Source organism: Nocardia altamirensis NBRC 108246, assembly GCF_001612685.1.
GTDB classification, from domain to species: Bacteria; Actinomycetota; Actinomycetes; order Mycobacteriales; family Mycobacteriaceae; genus Nocardia; species Nocardia altamirensis.
In genome coordinates this window covers 1-17,660 of the sequence record NZ_BDAY01000052.1, presented here as the reverse complement: position 1 = coordinate 17,660, position 17,660 = coordinate 1, and the positions used below count along the sequence as shown (strand labels likewise).

Annotated in this window: 14 protein-coding genes; 5 read left to right on the top strand and 9 right to left on the bottom strand. The window is 66.2% G+C overall.

What is annotated here, in order from left to right; all coding sequences use genetic code 11:
- Positions 1 to 26 precede the first annotated feature (26 nt).
- From NA11_RS26335 to NA11_RS26325, 3 genes are all read right to left on the bottom strand, one after another.
- Positions 27 to 2,921 carry an MMPL/RND family transporter gene (locus NA11_RS26335; protein ID WP_084655084.1) on the bottom strand — a complete coding sequence of 965 codons (2,895 nt, stop codon included), beginning with the start codon at positions 2,919 to 2,921 and terminating at the stop codon, positions 27 to 29.
- Positions 2,918 to 3,346, bottom strand: a complete 429-nt coding sequence (locus NA11_RS26330) for an MmpS family transport accessory protein (protein ID WP_245746174.1) — start codon at positions 3,344 to 3,346, stop codon at positions 2,918 to 2,920. Before NA11_RS26330 ends, NA11_RS26335 begins: the two co-directional genes overlap by 4 nt.
- 281 nt (positions 3,347 to 3,627) lie before the next feature.
- Entirely contained in the window at positions 3,628 to 4,191 is a 564-nt protein-coding gene (locus tag NA11_RS26325) for a TetR/AcrR family transcriptional regulator (protein ID WP_069164688.1), read from the bottom strand.
- A 126-nt stretch (positions 4,192 to 4,317) separates the two neighbouring features.
- Here NA11_RS26325 and NA11_RS26320 point away from each other — a divergent pair, with 126 nt between their 5' ends.
- Both NA11_RS26320 and NA11_RS26315 read left to right on the top strand, forming a co-directional pair.
- Positions 4,318 to 5,361, top strand: coding sequence for an alcohol dehydrogenase catalytic domain-containing protein (locus tag NA11_RS26320; RefSeq protein WP_069164687.1), 1,044 nt, complete (start codon positions 4,318 to 4,320; stop codon positions 5,359 to 5,361).
- Positions 5,358 to 5,801, top strand: a complete 444-nt coding sequence (locus NA11_RS26315; RefSeq protein WP_069164686.1) for a hypothetical protein — start codon at positions 5,358 to 5,360, stop codon at positions 5,799 to 5,801. Before NA11_RS26320 ends, NA11_RS26315 begins: the two co-directional genes overlap by 4 nt.
- A 33-nt stretch (positions 5,802 to 5,834) precedes the next feature.
- Here NA11_RS26315 and NA11_RS26310 read toward each other — a convergent pair whose 3' ends face one another.
- Both NA11_RS26310 and NA11_RS26305 read right to left on the bottom strand, forming a co-directional pair.
- The gene (locus tag NA11_RS26310) at positions 5,835 to 6,770 is read right to left on the bottom strand and encodes an SDR family NAD(P)-dependent oxidoreductase (protein ID WP_069164685.1); all 936 of its coding nucleotides are present in this window, start codon (positions 6,768 to 6,770) and stop codon (positions 5,835 to 5,837) included.
- Between the two features lie 63 nt (positions 6,771 to 6,833).
- Positions 6,834 to 7,472 carry a TetR/AcrR family transcriptional regulator gene (locus NA11_RS26305; RefSeq protein WP_069164684.1) on the bottom strand — a complete coding sequence of 213 codons (639 nt, stop codon included), beginning with the start codon at positions 7,470 to 7,472 and terminating at the stop codon, positions 6,834 to 6,836.
- A gap of 202 nt (positions 7,473 to 7,674) precedes the next feature.
- Here NA11_RS26305 and NA11_RS26300 point away from each other — a divergent pair, with 202 nt between their 5' ends.
- A complete protein-coding gene (locus NA11_RS26300) occupies positions 7,675 to 10,716 on the top strand; it encodes an AfsR/SARP family transcriptional regulator (protein ID WP_069164683.1) in 3,042 nt (1,013 codons plus the stop codon).
- A 190-nt stretch (positions 10,717 to 10,906) separates the two neighbouring features.
- Here NA11_RS26300 and NA11_RS26295 read toward each other — a convergent pair whose 3' ends face one another.
- Both NA11_RS26295 and NA11_RS26290 read right to left on the bottom strand, forming a co-directional pair.
- Positions 10,907 to 11,215: a hypothetical protein gene (locus NA11_RS26295; RefSeq protein WP_069164743.1), complete on the bottom strand. Its 309-nt coding sequence runs from the start codon at positions 11,213 to 11,215 to the stop codon at positions 10,907 to 10,909.
- A gap of 44 nt (positions 11,216 to 11,259) precedes the next feature.
- The gene (locus NA11_RS26290) at positions 11,260 to 11,589 is read right to left on the bottom strand and encodes a hypothetical protein (protein WP_069164682.1); all 330 of its coding nucleotides are present in this window, start codon (positions 11,587 to 11,589) and stop codon (positions 11,260 to 11,262) included.
- Between the two features lie 274 nt (positions 11,590 to 11,863).
- On the opposite strand from NA11_RS26290, the gene NA11_RS26285 reads away from it, so the two are divergent.
- Entirely contained in the window at positions 11,864 to 13,231 is a 1,368-nt protein-coding gene (locus tag NA11_RS26285; protein WP_069164681.1) for a helix-turn-helix domain-containing protein, read from the top strand.
- Positions 13,232 to 13,271: 40 nt separating this feature from the next.
- Here the strand turns inward: NA11_RS26285 and NA11_RS26280 are convergent, their stop codons facing one another.
- Positions 13,272 to 14,369 (bottom strand): scyllo-inosamine-4-phosphate amidinotransferase, encoded by a 1,098-nt coding sequence (locus tag NA11_RS26280; protein ID WP_084655083.1) that lies wholly within the window; start codon positions 14,367 to 14,369, stop codon positions 13,272 to 13,274.
- A 60-nt stretch (positions 14,370 to 14,429) separates the two neighbouring features.
- Complete coding sequence (locus tag NA11_RS26275) at positions 14,430 to 15,416, bottom strand: TauD/TfdA family dioxygenase (RefSeq protein ID WP_084655082.1); 987 nt, start codon at positions 15,414 to 15,416, stop codon at positions 14,430 to 14,432.
- Positions 15,417 to 15,623: 207 nt separating this feature from the next.
- On the opposite strand from NA11_RS26275, the gene NA11_RS26270 reads away from it, so the two are divergent.
- A partial coding sequence (locus tag NA11_RS26270) for an ATP-binding protein (protein ID WP_245746188.1) occupies positions 15,624 to 17,660 on the top strand: 2,037 nt, incomplete at its 3' end.

Here is a 17,660-nt window from a genome sequence, read left to right as displayed (position 1 = left end):
ACGTGGCGAGTGAATAGTTCACTCGCTCAAGGCTCCTGGCGCAGTGCTGTAGTCGCGGGCTGCCGCTCGTATCGCCGCACCGAGAGGGGCCCGTAGATCACGGGCGGTCGCACTGGCTCGGCCTTCGGTGTCCGAGGCAGCCGATAGATGTTGATCGGCCACCAGAACCAGCGGCCGGCCAGTGCCGCGATGGCGGGGACGACGAACGAACGGACGATCAAGGTGTCGAGGAAGAGCCCGATGCCGACCGTGGTGCCGATCTGAGCGATGTTGTGCGCGTAGCTCACCAGCATCGCGAACATGGTCACGCCGAAGACGAGGCCCGCCGTGGTGACCACACCGCCGGTGTTGACCATGGACCGGATGATCCCGGTGTTGATGCCTGCGCCGAGCTCTTCCTTGAATCGGCTGACGAGCAGCATGTTGTAGTCCGCACCGACGGCGACCAAGAAGATGAACGAGACCGGAGCCACCGACCAGTGCAGCGGGTTACCGACGATGTGCTGCCAGACGAGCACGGTCAGCCCCAGTGCGGACAGGTACGACAGCGCGACGGTGCCGATGACCGCGATGGCGGCGACGAGACTGCGCAGCAGAATCAAGACCACACAGAACACGAACGCGAACGCGGCAACCAGACTGGTGATGAAGTCTTCGCGGACAAAGGCTTCGATGTTGAGCAAGGTACCGCCTGGGCCGCCGATGCTCACAGTACTGCCCGCGAGGGAAGTGCCCTTCATCGCCGTCAAAGCCGTCGGGATGATCTGCGCGCTGAGGTCCATCGCTTCGCGACTGAAGCCCTCCATCTGCGGCGTGACGATCATCCGCGTCACCTTGCCGTCCGCCGAAAAGAAGAACGGCAGAGCGCTTTTGAACAGCGGACTGTCGAATGCTTGACTCGGCAGGAAGAAGAAGTCGTCGGGCGATCCCGCGCTGAATCCCTTGCCGACCTCCTCCAGGAACTGCGTCATGTCATTGACCTGGGGGAGCAGGACATCGAGGGTGCCCTGCAATGGTGCGAGCAGTCCCTTCACCTGTGCGAGAAAGCCTTTGAGCGAGTCCACCTGGGTGGCGAGCTGTGGCAGCGCCTGAGAGGCGTTGCGGAGGCCGTCCACGAGTCCGTCGACCGAGCCGTCGACGCGGTCGGCGTCGTCGAACAGCGAGAACCCGGTGAGCGCGGCTTTGCAGGCGCTGATGTCCTGACAATTCGGGATCGAGCTCACGAATTGCCGTGCGGGACCTGCGGTGTCGCGTAGCGAGTTCAGCTTGTCGACCACCCCGGCAACATCGGCCTGCAAGGCGGCGGCACTGCTGTTCACCTGGCCGAAGCCCTGTTGTCCGGTGTTGAGCGCCGTCTCCAGACCTTTGATCGTGAGATTCAACTGGTCGATGCGTCCAGCGAGGGTGGTCAGGTCGTCGAGCCGCGGGGTGAGCATGCTCTTCAGCTGCGTGAAGCGGTTGCCGATGTATCCGGCCTGAGCGGTGAGCGAGCCCTGTTCCAATGGTGCATTCAACGGTCGGGTAATCCCTTGCACCCCACTGACTCCTGGCACCTTCATGACGGCATTGGTTACCTTCGCCAAGGCGATCAGGTCCGCTGGATTGCGCAGATCGTGATCGGATTCGATGAGAAACATGCTGGGCGACAGGATGTTCGGTGGCAGATGACGGTCGGCTGCCGCGATGCCCTGATTGGCCAGCGAGTCGCTCGGCTGGGCAATGCGTTCGTTGAAGCTCGGCCGGAACGTCGGAAGGACGAGGATCGCGACCACCAGCACCGCAATGCTGGCGACGAGCACCGGTCCCGGCCAGCGGACCACGGCGGTGGCGATCCGCCGCCACCTGCGCTGTGACGATTGCGCGCGCGGTTCGAGGAAACCGAGACGGCTGCCGAGCGCAAGCAAGGCGGGCCCGAGCGTCAATGCCGCTGCGAGGGTGACCGATACCGCGATCGTGCACGGCAGGCCGGACGTGCTGAAGATCGCGAGCCTGGTGAAGGACATGCACGCGGTAGCCCCGGCGACCGTCAGTCCGGAGGCGATGATGATGTGCAGAACACCGTGCAGCGCTGTGTAATACGCCGTCTCTGGATCCTGACCGGCGCGCCGGGCCTCTTGATATCTGCCGAGCAGGAAGATGCCGTAATTCGTGCCTGCGCCGAGCACGATCACCGCGAGCAGCGCGGACGCGAAGATCGAGACGCCGATCACCTGATGTTCGCCGAGGTAGGCTACGACGGGTCGAGCCACTGCCAGGCCCATGCCCACGGTCAGCAGCGGCATCGCCACCGTGATCGGTGAGCGGTAGACGCAGAGCAGCACCACGCCGACCAGGCCTGCGCACATGACGATCAGCAGCAGCATCGAGTCGTTGATGGCAAGGAGTTCGTCGTTGACGACGGCGGACGGGCCGGTCAGGTGGACGGTGATCCCGTGTGGCGGTGGGTAATCGGCGATGATGTCCCTGGCGGCCTGCGTGGATTCCATCGCGAGGGCGGTGCCCATGTTTCCGGCCAGGTTCAGCAGCACGTAGGCCGCCTTGCCGTCGGCGCTCTCGCTGGCGGGGGAGAAGTCCGGGTTGGACCACAGGTCCATCGCGGAGTTGACGTGCGTCTTGTCCTTGGTCAACCGGTCGAGCAGCGCCGTGTAGTAGCGATGCGCGTCGCCGCCGAGCGGGGTGTCGCCTTCGAGGAGGACGTAGACGAAGTTGTTCGTCCCCGCGCCGCCGAACGAGTCGCCCATCTTGACGATTGCCTGCACCGAAGAGGCCTCGTCGGGGAGGAACGACTTGGCATGTCCCTTGACCACGGTTTCGAGTTGGGGGACAACGAGATTCAGCCCGCCCGCGACCAGCAGCCAGACGGCGATGATCGGTATCGAGAACGTGTACAGCAGGCGCGCGAACAGTGGTCTGCGGTTCATGACACCGGCACCGAGCAGTTCACCGCGGCGAATGGTCCACTCGCCGACCGTGAATCACGGGTTTGCCCGTTGACAACGATCCGGCAGGAGACCTGGTCGCCGTTGGACTGTGCGACCACGCCGGTCGCCAACGTCAGTTTGCGGGTACGCACCGAGGCCCGCCACGGGAGGATGGTCGAAATGTCCTGAACAGCACCTTGCTCGTTCAGATAGGACAGCAGCACCGGCGTTCCGTTGGGGCCGTCGAGTTCGTAGTCGACGACCTTTTCGTTCAGCTGCCCCAGCACCGGCGGCGGGGCCGAATGCCCGATCGCCAAGTCGGGGATCTCGCTCAGTCGCAACCGAGCAATGAATATTGCCGTCAAACCCAGAACCAGGAATACCACGCCGTACACCCAGACACCCTTCATGACCTTCTCCGCCATCTGTTCGAGCTCTAGCTCTTCACGTCCGCATCGTGCGCGGCACACCTGTGCGGGTCTCGTTCACCAGCACGTCGACGGGAGCCGATTCGGCCCTCCACCTGCGACGAAATGTTTCCGTGACGCACGGTAACAGATAATTGCTCAGGTAGGCAATATGCCAGAGGGCATAGTTGGCGAGCCGCATCGGGCGCACGAGCTATCGCCCAGCCAATGGTCGATGAGCGGCGGAAATCATCGCCGCGTTTGCGGACGCGGCGGCGGAATGGTGACGTCCGGCGTCGTCAGTGGGTTCGGAGGGTGATCTCGAGGGCGGCGGCTAGGCGGTCGAGGGGAGTGTTGTTGCCTTCGGCGCGGCACAGGACGAGTGCGCCTTCGATGCCTGCGATGAGCAGGGTGGCCAGGTTGGCGGCGTCGGCGTCGGGGGTTCCGTTGCGGTGCAGGCAGTTTCGGAAGGCTCGTTGCCAGCGGCCGTAGATGGCGTCGGCGGTATCGCGCAGGCCCTGGTCATCGGGGCCTGCGCCGAGGGCGACGGCGGCGACGGGACTGCCGGGTGGATGCTCGCCCATCGCCATCATCATCTTGGCTCCTGCGATGATCGCGCGCATCGCCGGGATCGGTTCCTGGTTGGCGCACCATGACTCGATGTAGCTGCCGACGGCGGCGTCTGTCGCGGCCAGAACCTCTTCTGCCACTTCGGTTTTGCCGCGCGGGAAGTGGTGATACATCACGCCGCGGTGCGCGCCTGCCTGCTGTGCGATCTCCCGGATCCCGGTCGCGCCGTAACCTCGACCACGGAACAGGAACGCGGCCTGCCGGATCATCTGGTTGCGGGTGTCGCGCCTCATGTGAGTCCTCTCCGCGCCTCTTGACTAAGTCGATCGACTTAGAACATACTCCACCTGATTGCTAAGTCGATCGACTTAGGGCCGTTTTGCGAGCTCGAGACGGTGTCGAACTTGTGGAGGTGCGCGATGCAGCAGCTGACGTTCTTGCCTGAGCAGCGGTTCGAGTGGCGGGAGGCGCCCACTCCAGTACTGGGCAGTGATCACGAGGCGATCGTGCGACCGGTGGCGGTGGCCACCTGTGATCTGGATCGGCTGATCGTGCTCGGCGTGATGGCTGTCGACCGGCCGCTGCCGTTCGGGCACGAATGTGTCGCGGAAGTCGTCGACATCGGGGATGCGGTCACGAGCGTCCGGCCAGGTGATCTGGTGAGTGTCCCGTTCCAGGTGTCGTGTGGGCAGTGCGGCACGTGCCTACGAGGTCACACCGGCAACTGTGAAACCACCGGACCGATGGCGATGTACGGGTTGCCGGGCAACAACCAGGGCGGGTTTCTCAGCGACGTGGTCCGCGTGCCCTTCGCCGACGCCATGCTCGTGCCCATCCCCGCGGGCATTTCTGCGGAGTCGGTGGCCAGCCTGTCGGACAACATCGCCGATGCCTGGCGCACCGTCGGACCGGCGTTGGCGGAACAGCCGGGCGCGCCGGTACTGATCGCGGCGTCGAGCGCCTCGATCGCGTTGTACGCCACGGCGATCGCGCTCGCACTCGGCGCGGAACGGGTCGATATCGTCGGCGGCAACTCCTTCTTGCGCGGCAAAGCCGAAGCGCTCGGCGCGAACCTGCTCGACAAGCAGTTCCCGCGCAAGGCAGGTACGTACCCGATCACCGTTGACGCCAGCAGCGATGTCGCGGGTCTGCAGTGCGCGCTGCGGTCGACCGAGGCGGAGGGTGTGTGCACCAGCATCGGCATCTACTTCACCGAGACCACCTCGCTGCCGCTGCTCGAGATGTACATGAGCGGAATACGTTTCCACACCGGCCGAGCACACGCGCGCACCGCCATGGAGCCCGCGCTCGAGCTCGTTCGCACCGGCCGCCTGCGCCCCGAACTGGTCACCGGCGAGACCGCCTCCTGGGACGACGCCGCCGACGCCGTCGCCGCACATCGCTCCAAGCTCGTCATCAGCCGCCCCACTCTCACGCCGAGCGGTTCCCAGGTGCCAGCATGAGTGCGGCGGCACAGGCGCGTCTGAATTCCCTACGCGGCCAAGAGTTGTCCCGGCTGCACGCCACCGGGACGGCGCCGGAACCCGGCGAACTCGACGGTGTCTTGGACGGGACCGTGTTGACCCCACCGGTGATAGGCGCCCTGGCGCTCTGGCGCGGCAAATCCGTCACCACGTCGCAGGGAAAGACCGCCGGGCTCAACCGGATCGGGCTCGGACCGCTGGAACTGCGCCGCTACCACTTCACCACCCGCATCGGCCAGTCCGCGTTCACCGGCCGTGCTGTGCTCCTGCTCGACCACAACCTCCCCGCCAACCCGTTCTACATACGCCGGTTCCACGACGAACTGGTCCGCGTCGATGCCGGGCTCTATCTCGCCACCACCCATTACCTGATCAAAAATCGCCTACGGTTCGTCTGCTACTTCGCGCTCGCACAGTGACCATGGCTCCGCTTCGAAGTCGGCGAGATGGAATCAGGCTGTGGGAGAAGGGATTTGCCGGAACGGGTCGACGCCGGTGAGTGTTGCACTGGCTTCCCAAAGTTTGGCCGCGATGTCGGGGTCGGTCATGTGCGCTTTCGGTGACTCCCGATGCGGACGCCCGCGCATGCCGAAAACTGCGGGGCCCCATAGTTCTCCGCCGGTGACGTCGGGGTCGAGGGTGGCGTGGACGATGGTGTGCGCGGCGGCATGCTTGCCGTGCAGCAGCAGGCCTGCGGGTAGTCCGCGGAGGTGTTGGGCTGGTGTGCGCACGAACAGCGGCGGACGTGACGGGGTCAGTGAGTCCAAGGCGCCGCCGGGGTGGGCGACGACGCTCGAGGTCGTGGCACCGCTGGCGCGTAGGCGGCGATCGAGTTCGAAGCCGAACAGCATCTGGGCCAGTTTCGAGCGTCCGTAGGTCCGTTTGGACTGGTAGTCGTGCTCGGACTGGAGATCGTCCATATCCAGTCGTTCCGTGCGTGCGGCGAAGCTGCCCACGGTGACCACGCGGCTGTGCGCGGTCCGCGCCAGGACCGGCGCCAGGTGATGGACGAGTGCGAAGTGCCCGAGATGGTTTGTCGCGAACATCAATTCGTGGCCGTGCGGGTTGACGCGGCGATCGGCGCCGTCCAGCAGGACCCCGGCATTGAGGACGACCGCGTCGAGGCGATCCACCTCGAGGTCGCGCGCCGCCACCGGCAGCGAAGCCGGATCCGCGAGATCGAGTCGCACCCAGCGCACTCGCGCACCCCGAACCTGCGCCGCGATCGTGTTCGCGGCGAGTTCGGCTTTGGTGGTGTCCCTGCAGCCGAGCACCACCTCGGCGCCGCTGGCCGCGAGCTGCTCAGCGACGAAATACCCGATACCCGCGCTGGATCCGGTGACGAGAACCGTCATCCCCGCGCCCGAGGGGCCTGCATACGATGTCATGCCTCTGACTCTGGCGCAGCACGCTTGCAGCGCGCTCACATCCCGCTGGCACGGGCGCGATGGTCATGGCGCGATCGCCGGGTCGGTCGGTGGGCCGGTGGCCACAAGTGCGCCGATCCACATGGTGCTGACGATGTCGATGACGTCCTCGATGGTGCGGCCAGGGGGGAGATCGATGACCCCGCCGTGCATTTGCGCGTCGATCCCTTGGACTACGAGCATGGCGGTCACATAGGGGTCGGGACCGCCGATGTTCATCCTGCGCAACTGTGACTCGAGTGCCGCGGTGAACTCCGCTTCGAGCGTGCGCGATTCCTGCGCCCCCGCGAGATTGCGCTGAGCCTGCAGATGGAGCAGCCGGTTCAGGTGTGGCTCTTGGTTGTGCCGATGGGCCATTTCGGTGACCAGCTGGCGCACGGTGTCCGCCAGCGACGGATCGTCCGCGGTGAAGGTCGCGAATCGGGACCGCAGCCACTCGCTGCTGCGCTGGTAGTGCCGTCGCGCAAGCGCATACAGCAGTGCATCCTTGTTCGGGAGGTAGTGGTAGAGCGTGCCGATGGACACGCCGGCCAGCTCGGCGATCTTGTTGGTCGTCGTTGTCTTGTAGCCATCTTCTTCGAACAGTCGCGCGGCCGCATCCAGGATGGTGTCGAACGTGAACTGCGAGCGTTTTTGGCGGGGTTCTTTGCGGGGTGCGGACACGGTCGCTTTCGAGGGATGGTCGGGGCGGGACGGACGGGTACGGGGCCGTAGCTACCTTGCTAGAGTCAAGAGAAATATTTCTGAAATCATTCTTGAATCGCCTGGTCAAGTAGTACTTCTCCGGGAGGGCTTCCGCGGGTCGGGTAGTACTCCTCCGGTAGTACTGCCGAGCCGATGGCGTTGGTAGCAGGGAAAGGGCGCGGTGGAGTTTCGCCTGCTCGGCGGTGTCGAGGCGTTTCATGACGGTCGGCCGATCGACATCGGACATGCACGGCAGCAGTGCGTGCTCGCGGTGTTGCTGATCGAGGTCGACACCGTGGTGACCGTCGATCAGCTCGTCGATCGTGTCTGGGGTGTGCACGTCTCACCGCGCGCGCGAAATACGTTGCACACCTATATCACTCGGCTGCGCCGGTGCCTCGCGGTGGCGGACGGGGAGGTGAAGATCGTGCGCCGCGCCGGGACCTACCGGCTCGCCGTGGCGCCGTTGGCGGTTGACCTGCATCGGTTTCGGCACCTGATCACCCAGGCGGGCGGATCCGACGATCGCCAGGCGATGGCGTTGTATGAGCAGGCGCTGGGACTGTGGCGCGGCGAGCCCTTCTCGTCCTTGGACACGCCGTGGATCAACAGCGTTGGCGCCGCCCTTGCCGCGGAACGTCTTTCGGCCGAACTCCAGCACACCGACGTGCAACTGCGGTGCGGCAAGCACGCGAACCTGGTGGCAGGTCTCACCACACGCGCCGCCGAGCGGCCGCTGGATGAACGGCTGTCCGGGCAGTTGATGCTCGCGCTGTACCGCAACGGGCGCCAAGCCGATGCCTTGCGGCACTATCAGCAGATTCGGCGCCAGTTGGCCGACGAACTCGGCGCCGACCCCGGGCCTGCGCTGCAACGGCTCCATCAGCAGATCCTGACGGCCGATCCTGCCCTCACCATCCCTGGCGCGGTCGCGGTGTCGTCGGCGTTGCCGGTGCCACGGCAGTTGCCTGCGATGCCCCAGTTGTTCGCTGGCCGAGTGCGCGAGCGGGCTGTCCTCACCGAGTTCATCACCGCGCACGCGAATGCCGGTGGCACGGTGGTGATCTCGGCGATCGGCGGCATCGGGGGGATAGGCAAGACCTGGCTCGCGCTGTACTGGGCGCACCAGAATGCGCACCGGTACCCCGATGGACAGCTGTTCGTGAACCTGCGCGGTTTCGATCCCGCGGGCCCGCCAGTGGATCCGGCGGTGGCGGTGCGCGGGTTCCTTGAGGCGCTCGGCGTCGCACCTGCCGCCGTGCCGCAGGATTTCGACAGTCGAACGGCGTTGTATCGCAGCCTGATCGCCGACAAACGGATGCTCGTCGTGCTGGACAACGCCATCGACAGCGCCCAGGTCGCCCCGCTGCTGCCAGGCAACCCCGCCACCGCCGTCGTGATCACCAGCCGCAACGCCATGCCCGCGCTGATCGCGGGCCACAGTGCTCGCTCGCTGTCGCTCTCGACCCTCGCCGACGACGAGGCGCGCCACCTGTTGATCGGGCACCTCGGTGCCGAGCGGGTGGCCGCCGAACCAAGCGCGGTGACCGAGCTGGTCGACCACTGTGCGGGATTGCCGCTCGCACTTGGCATTATCGCCGCCCGTGCCGCCAGTCATCCCGCGCTGTCGCTGGCGACACTTGCCGCGGAGATCCGGGATTCCGCCACCCGGTTGGACGCCATGGACACCGGTGAGTTGTCGGTGAGCCTGCGCGCGGTGTTCTCCTGGTCCTACCACACGCTGCCGCCGGACGCGGCGCGCGCGTTCGGGCTGCTCGGCCTCGCACCCGGATCCGACATCAGCCAGGAAGCCGTCGCCGATCTCACCGCGCTGACCACCCAGCAGACCAGAACCCTGCTGCGAGAGCTCGAAACCGCTTGCCTGATCCAACAATCGGAGCCGGGTCGCTACCGCATGCACGACCTGCTTCGTCTCTACGCCACCGAACAAGCCGATACCGACATTCCCGCCGAGGCGCGACATGCGGCACTGGGGCGCCTGATCGACTTCGCTCTGCACACCGCGTATGCCGCAGCGAAGCGTCTGGATCCGAACCAGCCGCCGATGCAACTCGCGAAACCCGCTGACTGTCACCCGTATTCGATGGAATCCGAAGCGGCGGCGTTGGCCTGGTTGGACACCGAACGCGCCAACTTGCTCGCCGTCGCCGCCTACGCGGCCGACAACGGCTGGCCGACCCACACCGGCCAGCTGTCCCCGGTGCTGTGGCGCTACTTGGATGTTCGCGGTCACTACGACAGCGCCCTCGACCTGCACACACGTGCGTTGGCCGCCGATCGGGTCACCGGAAACCGCGCCTTGGCCAGTCACACGCTGGTCGTGCTCGGGCTATTGCATTGGCGCTCCGGTCTTTACGAGCGGGCCCTCGGCTTTTACGAAGAAGGCCTCGCGTCGTGTCGTGCCGTCGGCATCCGCATGCTCGAAGGCTACGCGCTGTACGGAAGCGGCCTGACCTGCGCCTCGCTCGGGCGGTTTACCCAGGCGCGCAACCACTATCAGGACGCGCTCGCCCTGGCCGGCGAGCTGGGTGTCGGCGAACTGGAAGCGGATGCCAGACACGGCCTCGCCATGATCTACCGTCGGCTCGGTCGCTACGAGGAGGGCTTGGCCGAACTCGACCGCGCTGTGCCGCTGGCCCGCGGCGCCCGCGTGCGCGACCTGCAGGGCAGGACGATTCACGGCATCGGTCAGATCTATGAACGCATGGGTCGCTTCGAGGAGGCGCTCACCCACCTCGACGAAGCATTGGCCATCGGCCGCGGCGGCAGCCGCCCCCTCGAGTGCTACGCCCTGTGCACCCTCGGCGCGACCTACCAAGGAATGGGCGACCACGCCAAGGCCAGCACCCACCTCAACGAAGCCTTCGACATCGCCCGCGAGACCGGCAGCCTGCACCTCCAAACCAACGCACTGACCGGCCTCGGCCACCTGGCACTGGCGACCGCCGACCCCGACCAGGCCCGCACCCACTACGAAACCGCCCTGACCCTCGCAGGCCGAACCGGCGAACGCGACCAGCTTGCCCACGCCCACAACGGCATCGCCACCGCCGCCGAACAACTCGCCGATCAAGCAAGCGCCCGCCACCACTGGCAACAGGCGCTGGAAATCTACGCCGAGCTCGGCGTCCCCGAAGCCGACGAAGTCCGCCGCCGCATGCACGGACTGGACTGCGGGACCGCCGCCATCATCCCGACTTGACGACGCCGAGTTTCATCGAGCGTCAGTCGGTGGCGATATCGGCCACGAACACCTGCAGCTGGCTGCCGGTGGATTCAGCGCTGTCATGCGTCCTCCGTTGGACTTTCGGTGGGGTGGATCTTGCCTCCGCGAGCACCCCGCATGCCCGCGGAGGCAAGTCTATTGGTGGTCGAGTCACATCGCAGTGCAGTCACGGCGCTTCCGCTGTCAGCAGTCGTGCGATTATCTGGACGGCCAAGAGGATTACCGCGTCTTCGGGGCGCACGCCGAGGCGATTCGCGTAATCGTGGACCAGGGAAAGATGGAAGCAGTCGTAGACGACATCGGGAACGCTCAGTAGTTCGTCCAGTTCCATTCCGATAATTGCCTGATCGCGAGTCAGCATTCGGCCGTGTAGCCAGCTCAGCATCCATTCGCGATCGTCATCTTGTGGCACCCGAATAGCCCATTCCGGTGTGATGTCGCTAGTAATCGTCCACTCGGTCGAGTGCAGGGTCATCGAAATGTCTTTCCGCACTTCATCAGATGCGCCGCAGTGCGATATCAAGGCACGGGATCGGCGGGCGTGCAGCCGCCGAACGGGTAGCACGTCCTGGCCGGATCGTTGGCTTGCGTGGTGCCGACCTGTGTCGTGGTCGTCGGGGTGGTGCCAGGCCCGGAGAACAGGAAGAGCACGGCGACCATGACCAGCACGGCGAACGACATGGTCACCGCAAACACGACGATCACCCGCGCCAGCAACTGGGGGAGCACCGCTTGCGGCGCTTGCACAACGAAATACGGCTGGACGAGCACGCCGACCTCGTCATCGCGCGCCGAGCCCGGCTGTCGCCATGTGTCGGAAATCTGGGTACCGACGATCTCGGTTTCCATGGTGAATGCTCTCGTTTCGCATAACACGCACACGACGTGCGCTTCGGAATTGCAGAATGACTCTGCGGCCGTGTCGGATGCGAGGGCGACCGATTCGATTCACGGTGTGCGGCACGGTTTTGCACGCGATGCGGGCACTACCGAATGTGCCGTCGACATACCGCGGAATGCGGGGATACGCTTGGCTCGAAGTGTCATCAGACGGGGGTGATCCCCAGGGGAACAAGTGGTTCGCATGACGAACGGCCCACACGCCAATCGGTGCGCGCGGCGCGTGGCACGCGAGGTCAAATACGCGGGCGGCTCCGATTACCAGAGCGCATTGGCGGTGCACCAGCATTGTGGGGTTTCGCTCCTGCGCGCGCACCGTATTGCGCGTAACTACACCCTGGTGGAAGCCGTCGAGGCGCTGAAGGAGATCTTGGCGGCGCGTGGCACGCCCAGTGCGGGACTGCGCCATCAGCGGCTGTCGCAATGGGAACACGGTCAGGATGTGCCGTCCACGCACTATCTGGACGCATTGTGTTTCCTGTACCGCACCAGACCGGACCGGCTCGGTTTCGGACACGACTACTCGGACGCGGATGCAGTGCCGCAGAACGGAATCCAGGACGCCATGGATCGACGTCATTTTGTCAGTCTTGCGGCAGCCGGGGCGATGTTCATGCCTGCGCCGCCGGGGGTGGGGTTGTTCGGCGACGGCTTCGATCCGCCGGGCGGCCGGCGGGCGACGGCGGCGTATGTCGGTCTGCTGGAGGATATTACCGAGCAGAACGGGTACCAGCTCTACGCTCCGCCCGCGGAGTTCATTCCGGCACGCATGGTCGATCTGGCCAGAGCCGAGGCCGGCCTGCTGACCGCGACCAGCGAGGAGATCCGGCGCAGGCTGCAGCGGGTGTACGCCAAGAATTCCGGGTTCATCGCCATCCGGCTCACCGACGTTGCGAGCGCAGGCGACGCCTTCGAGTGGTACGGCATCGCCCGCCGCGCGGCCCGGCTGGCGGACGACGCGACCGTACAAGCTTGGATCGCTGCCCGCACCGGTGACGCGTGCGCGTGGCATCACCAGTTCAAGTCCGGCATGTCGGCCGCCTATGCGGCACAGTCGGTCGGCGCCCGCCGGGCGAACTCGTCGGCGGTGATGGGCTACCTCGCCGAAGCGGGTGTGCAGGCCCGGTTGGGTCGCCGCCGCGAGACGCTCGAGGCGATCCGCAATGCCGAGCGCATGTTCGCCGAGCTTCCGGAGGCCGAGACGGTCGCCGACGGATTCCGGGTCAGCGAGTACCTGTTGCGCTGGCATCAAGCGAACTCCCTTGCCCTGGTCGGCGCCCATGCCGAGGCCGCGCCGCTGCGCATGTTCGTGCGGGAATTGCCACTGGCCAACCACGATCAGGTCGGGTGGGCATTGCTGAACCTCGACGAGGCGGCAGCGCACATCGCCGCGGGTGAGCTGGAATCCGGGTGTCACACGATCACGACGACGTGGCAGCAGCTGGCCACCTATTGTCGAGTGGGACAGGTCCAGGACCGGGTGCTGGAGCTGCTGCAGTCGCTCGATTCCCGCCACGCCGTCACCCGCCAGGTGGCCGAGGTTCGCGAGCTCGTCGAGTCCGGCACCGCCGGTCGGGAAACGGTCACATGAACGGTTCGACCTCGGGCCAGCACCCGGCCACGTCCGTCGATCAGCCTGTCTGGCGCTCGCGTCGCAAATCGAGTGTGACGCAGTGCAATCCGCCGCCCATCGTGCGCGCGTGCCGTAAGGTGTGCGGAATGACGTCGATGGCGCGGCGTCGCAGTGCGTCGATGAGCTCGGTTTGCGCCCCGTCGACGATGGCGAGGTCCGGTCGCACCATCAACAGGTTCATCCCGATCCACTCCGATGACAATGGATGCCGGGACGCGCAGGGGGCGACAGCCATGGGCGGACACCAGAGGTGGTCCCACGACCGAAGCGGTTGCGGCAGTTGCCATGGACTGCGGATCCGTTCGGGATTGAGGAGCACCAACCCCTCGCGCAACAGGCTGATCGTGGAGTCGATGTGGGTGTGCGGGTAGACGCCGCGGATCGGGTGCACCCGGTAATCACCCAACGCGGACAACGTGGTTTGCAGCCAGCGGTGCCCGAGTTCGTTGCCGCTGTTGGACACCAGATAGAACAGGTCGGCGCCGCAACGCAGGATGTTCGCGGCATCGAAGACCGGTTCGATTTCCCCGAGCGTGCGCTGCCCGCGGCCGTCGTCGGCGAACAACTCCTCCCGCAGTTGCGGCGGCGGGGCGGCGATCCACGCCGAGCCTGCGAGCATGCGCTGCTGGAACAGTTCCCGCAGGCCGGCGAGCTCGAACATGCGCGCGCGCATCGGGCTCGGTGCGGCGATGATCGCGGAACCGACGATGAGCGCGAGGTCGCGCGGGCAGTAGGAATAGAAGCCGCTGGTACGCCAGTGCGGTGTGCCGAATTCGAGATCGTGCACGATCGGCGCCGGGCGGTGTACCTGAACGCCCAAGTCCGCCAACAGTTCCGCGAGCCCATCGAGGTCTTCGGCGGCCTCCGCGAGCACTCGGGACGGAAACGCGCCAACGGTGACGTCTGCCAACTCTTTTGGGCTGAGATCAGGGAAAAGATTCAGCAAGGTCGAACGATCCAACGGCGGTATCCGCGCACCATCCGCCGTACCGACCACTACTTCGAGCAGCGGGCTGTATTCATCGTCCGAGCCAACCGGTCCGGGTACGTCAGCGGCTTGGGTCGGCGTGGGATATGGGGTGACCGGGTACGACACGGCACGGTCCTTTCGAAAGGAGGAGGGGGGAGGGTGGCGGGTGAGCGCCCGGCGGCCTGGTCAGCCGAGGGCCCGGCAGGCGCCGCGGCGGCGATGCGCCCGGACCGAGGCGCAGGTCATCGTGCGCAGCAACCATCGATCGGTGCCGTCGTAGCGTGGGTGGAACACGGTGCGGCCGTGCACAGTTCGCCGGTTGTCGGCGAGCAGCACCTCACCGGGGCGCAGTTCGTGACCGATCGCGGCGCGGTCGAGCGCACCTGTCAGTGCCGTCAGTGCCGCCACCGCCTCGCGATCCCTCGGATGGGCAGGGCGCGCGTCCTCCTCGCCGAAACAGATCTCCGGATCAGCGGCGGGCCCGGTCAGGATCGGCACCACGGGCAGCACCGAGTGGGACGGGAGGTCGTGCGCGGTGTCGGGTGCGATCACGAACCGCGGCTCCCGCAAGACGGCGACGACGTTGTCCGGCAGGTCGAGGTGCCGAGCGGGCGCGAGGATCGTGACGGCGCCGGGATGGCCACGCAGGCACAGCAATCCGAAGTAGTCGCACCGGTTTTCGGTGAAGCCGTCCTCGACGTGCCACTGCAACGCGGCCCTGCTGCCCGCGCTGGTTTGCGCGCGCTCGTGACCGGGCACCGGAATGATGTGCTGCACCAGCCGACCGTCGTGCAGCGACCGGAATGTGTACGGCTCGCCCAACGGCAGCGACAAGGCCAGCAACAGCAGTGCGGCGGCATCGACCATCGGCATCGTGCCGAGCGGCGTCACGGTAGCGGGAGTGGCAGGCAGATCCCGCAGATTCGCGCAGACACCCCGGAGCAGCAGCGCATTGTGTGCCGCGCCGGCGGTGCGGAATCGGTGCAGGGTGACGATCGCGCGCGTCGGCAGGCTGGTGAGCAGACCCGCCGCAACCTCGACGGGATCCGCCGCCGCACGCCGCGCGGCGGCGGCCGCCCGCAGTGCGGCGTTCCACAGGTGGGCTGCCTCCCGCCGGGTCAGCGTCACGACTTCATCAGGAGCAAGGCTCCTCGAGGAGGTGTTCGTATTCATGGCGACTGTCCTTCGTGTTCGACAGCGGCACTTCGGCCGCTGCAGACAGTGCACCGGGAAATCACCGAGTCCGACATCGGACCGGACAAACCGCCGGATACACGTCGCATTTCCGGACTGTCCGGCGGACAGCGATAAGACATTTCCGGACAATTGCCGAGATGTCGTGGCGCAGTTGACGATAAGCGGGGGAGAAGCACTGTGACGATGTTTCCGAACCGGGCGGTGACCCGCGAATTCCTCGCGACCGTGACAACTCCTTCCGCATTCGGTGGCGCGCTGCGCAGAGTGCGCGGCGGAGCAGAGCTGTCCATTCGTCGACTCGAACAAAAGGCCATCGACCGGAACAGCGGCGGCCCACCCCGATTCGTCGAGCTGACAAAGAATCTCATCGAGGACATGGAGAAGGGGAAGCGACTCGAAGGCAACCGACTCGTCGCGGAAAAGGACAACAGGCTGGAGATTTACCTGTGGTGCTGCGGCGTGCCCAAGGAGGATCTGCCTGCCTGGCTGGAAACGCGCAGGCGCGTGCTCAGCGATCCGTCGCCTACCTCCCCGGAAGCGGAACTCGCGCCGGAGGTGTCCGCGCAGCTTCGCCCCGCGGTGAAAACCGCGCTGCGCCGCGACGTGCGCACGTTCATCGGCCGCGACGCCGAACTGCGCCGGATCCTTGCCACGGCCGACCTCGAACACGGAGCGCCGATCTACACCATCGACGGCATGCCAGGTGTCGGGAAAACCGCGTTGGCGACGCGGGCCGCGCACCTGCTCGCCGACCGCTTTCCCGATGGCAGGTACTTCATCGAGTTGCATGCGCACACCGCAGGTCGTGCGGTGGCCGACCCGGCAGATGTGTTGGCGGGCTTGCTGATTGCGCTCGGAGTCGACGTCCGCTACATCCCGGACACCCTCGACGGGCGCCGCGACCTGTGGCGCGACCGACTGACCGACAAGCGGGTGTTGTTGATACTCGATGACGCGCGCGACGAAGGTCAGATCGAACCGCTGTTGCCCGCCGCCGCCGAATGCCTGACGCTGGTCACCAGCCGACGCAGGTTGATCAGCCTGCAGAACGCGATGCCGTTGGCGTTGGACATGCTCGGGCCAGGGCCTGCCACGGAGCTGTTCACCACCTTGGCGGGCCGCGATGTCGCCAGTGCCACGGACCAGGCGGCGGCGACCCGCATCGTGCGATTGTGCGGATACCTACCGTTGGCGATCACGCTGCTTGCCGGTCGCCTGGCACACCACCCGGCCTGGACGATCGCCGAGCTCGCCGACGAATTCTGTGCCGCCACAGATCGTCTCGGTGAACTCGATGCCGGAGCCAGGGTGGTCCGCGCTGCGTTCGACCTGTCCTACCGTGACCTGCCGCCGGAGCGCGAACTGCTGTTCCGCCGGTTGGGACTGCATCCAGGCCCCGACCTGGACGCGCACGCCGCGGCGGCGCTGGTGGGTATCGATGTCGCCACGGCCAGGTGGGAACTCGAATCCCTGTACACAGACCACCTTGTGGACGAGCCTGCGCGCGGTCGCTACCGGCTGCACGACCTGCTGCGCGAATACGCGCGTGCCCTTGCCGACGCCGAGGTCGGTATGGACGGTTTCCGGGCTCAGGAGCGATTGCTCGACTACTTCCAACACACCGCCACCGCGGCGGATCGGTGGCTGGCGCGGTGGACTCGACCCGCCGACGATCCGCCCGACCCGACCAGGGTGGCCGTGCGCGAATTCGCCAGTGAGATACAGGCGTTGGAATGGATGCGCCTCGAACGGGAGAACCTGCTCGCCTGCCTCGACCACGATGCCGTAGACCGCTGCCCCGCTCGTACGGTCACCCTGGCCGGTGTGCTCGCGGGGTTGCTCGACCGCGACGGCCCGTGGCCGCTGGCCTGCCAATTGCATCAGCGCGCGGTCGTCGCCGCCCAGCGCCTGGGTCGACCGCTCGACGAGGCCAATGCGCTGAACAATCTCGGCGCGGTGCAGTGGCGAGCCGGGGACTACGACGCGTCGATCGACAGTGTCGAAGCAGCACTGCGCATCTACGGCGAGCTCGGCAATCGCCGTGGTGCGGCGAACGCGCTGAACAATCTCGGCAATGTCCATGTGGCCACCGGCGATTACGTCGAATCCGTCGACTTGCACCGTCGCGCATTGGCGCTGTATCAACAACTCGGCGATCGACTCGGCGAGGCGAACGCGCTCAACAACCTCGGCAATGTCCGTGAGGAGACGGGGGACTAC

Coding starts and splice junctions, on each gene's coding strand:
- NA11_RS26335 (WP_084655084.1), bottom strand. CDS start 2,921: ATGAACCGCAGACCACTGTTCGCGCGCCTGCTGTACACGTTCTCGATA.
- NA11_RS26325 (WP_069164688.1), bottom strand. CDS start 4,191: ATGAGGCGCGACACCCGCAACCAGATGATCCGGCAGGCCGCGTTCCTG.
- NA11_RS26275 (WP_084655082.1), bottom strand. CDS start 15,416: ATGAATACGAACACCTCCTCGAGGAGCCTTGCTCCTGATGAAGTCGTG.
- NA11_RS26295 (WP_069164743.1), bottom strand. CDS start 11,215: ATGACCCTGCACTCGACCGAGTGGACGATTACTAGCGACATCACACCG.
- NA11_RS26290 (WP_069164682.1), bottom strand. CDS start 11,589: ATGGAAACCGAGATCGTCGGTACCCAGATTTCCGACACATGGCGACAG.
- NA11_RS26315 (WP_069164686.1), top strand. CDS start 5,358: ATGAGTGCGGCGGCACAGGCGCGTCTGAATTCCCTACGCGGCCAAGAG.
- NA11_RS26320 (WP_069164687.1), top strand. CDS start 4,318: ATGCAGCAGCTGACGTTCTTGCCTGAGCAGCGGTTCGAGTGGCGGGAG.
- NA11_RS26330 (WP_245746174.1), bottom strand. CDS start 3,346: ATGGCGGAGAAGGTCATGAAGGGTGTCTGGGTGTACGGCGTGGTATTC.
- NA11_RS26310 (WP_069164685.1), bottom strand. CDS start 6,770: ATGACATCGTATGCAGGCCCCTCGGGCGCGGGGATGACGGTTCTCGTC.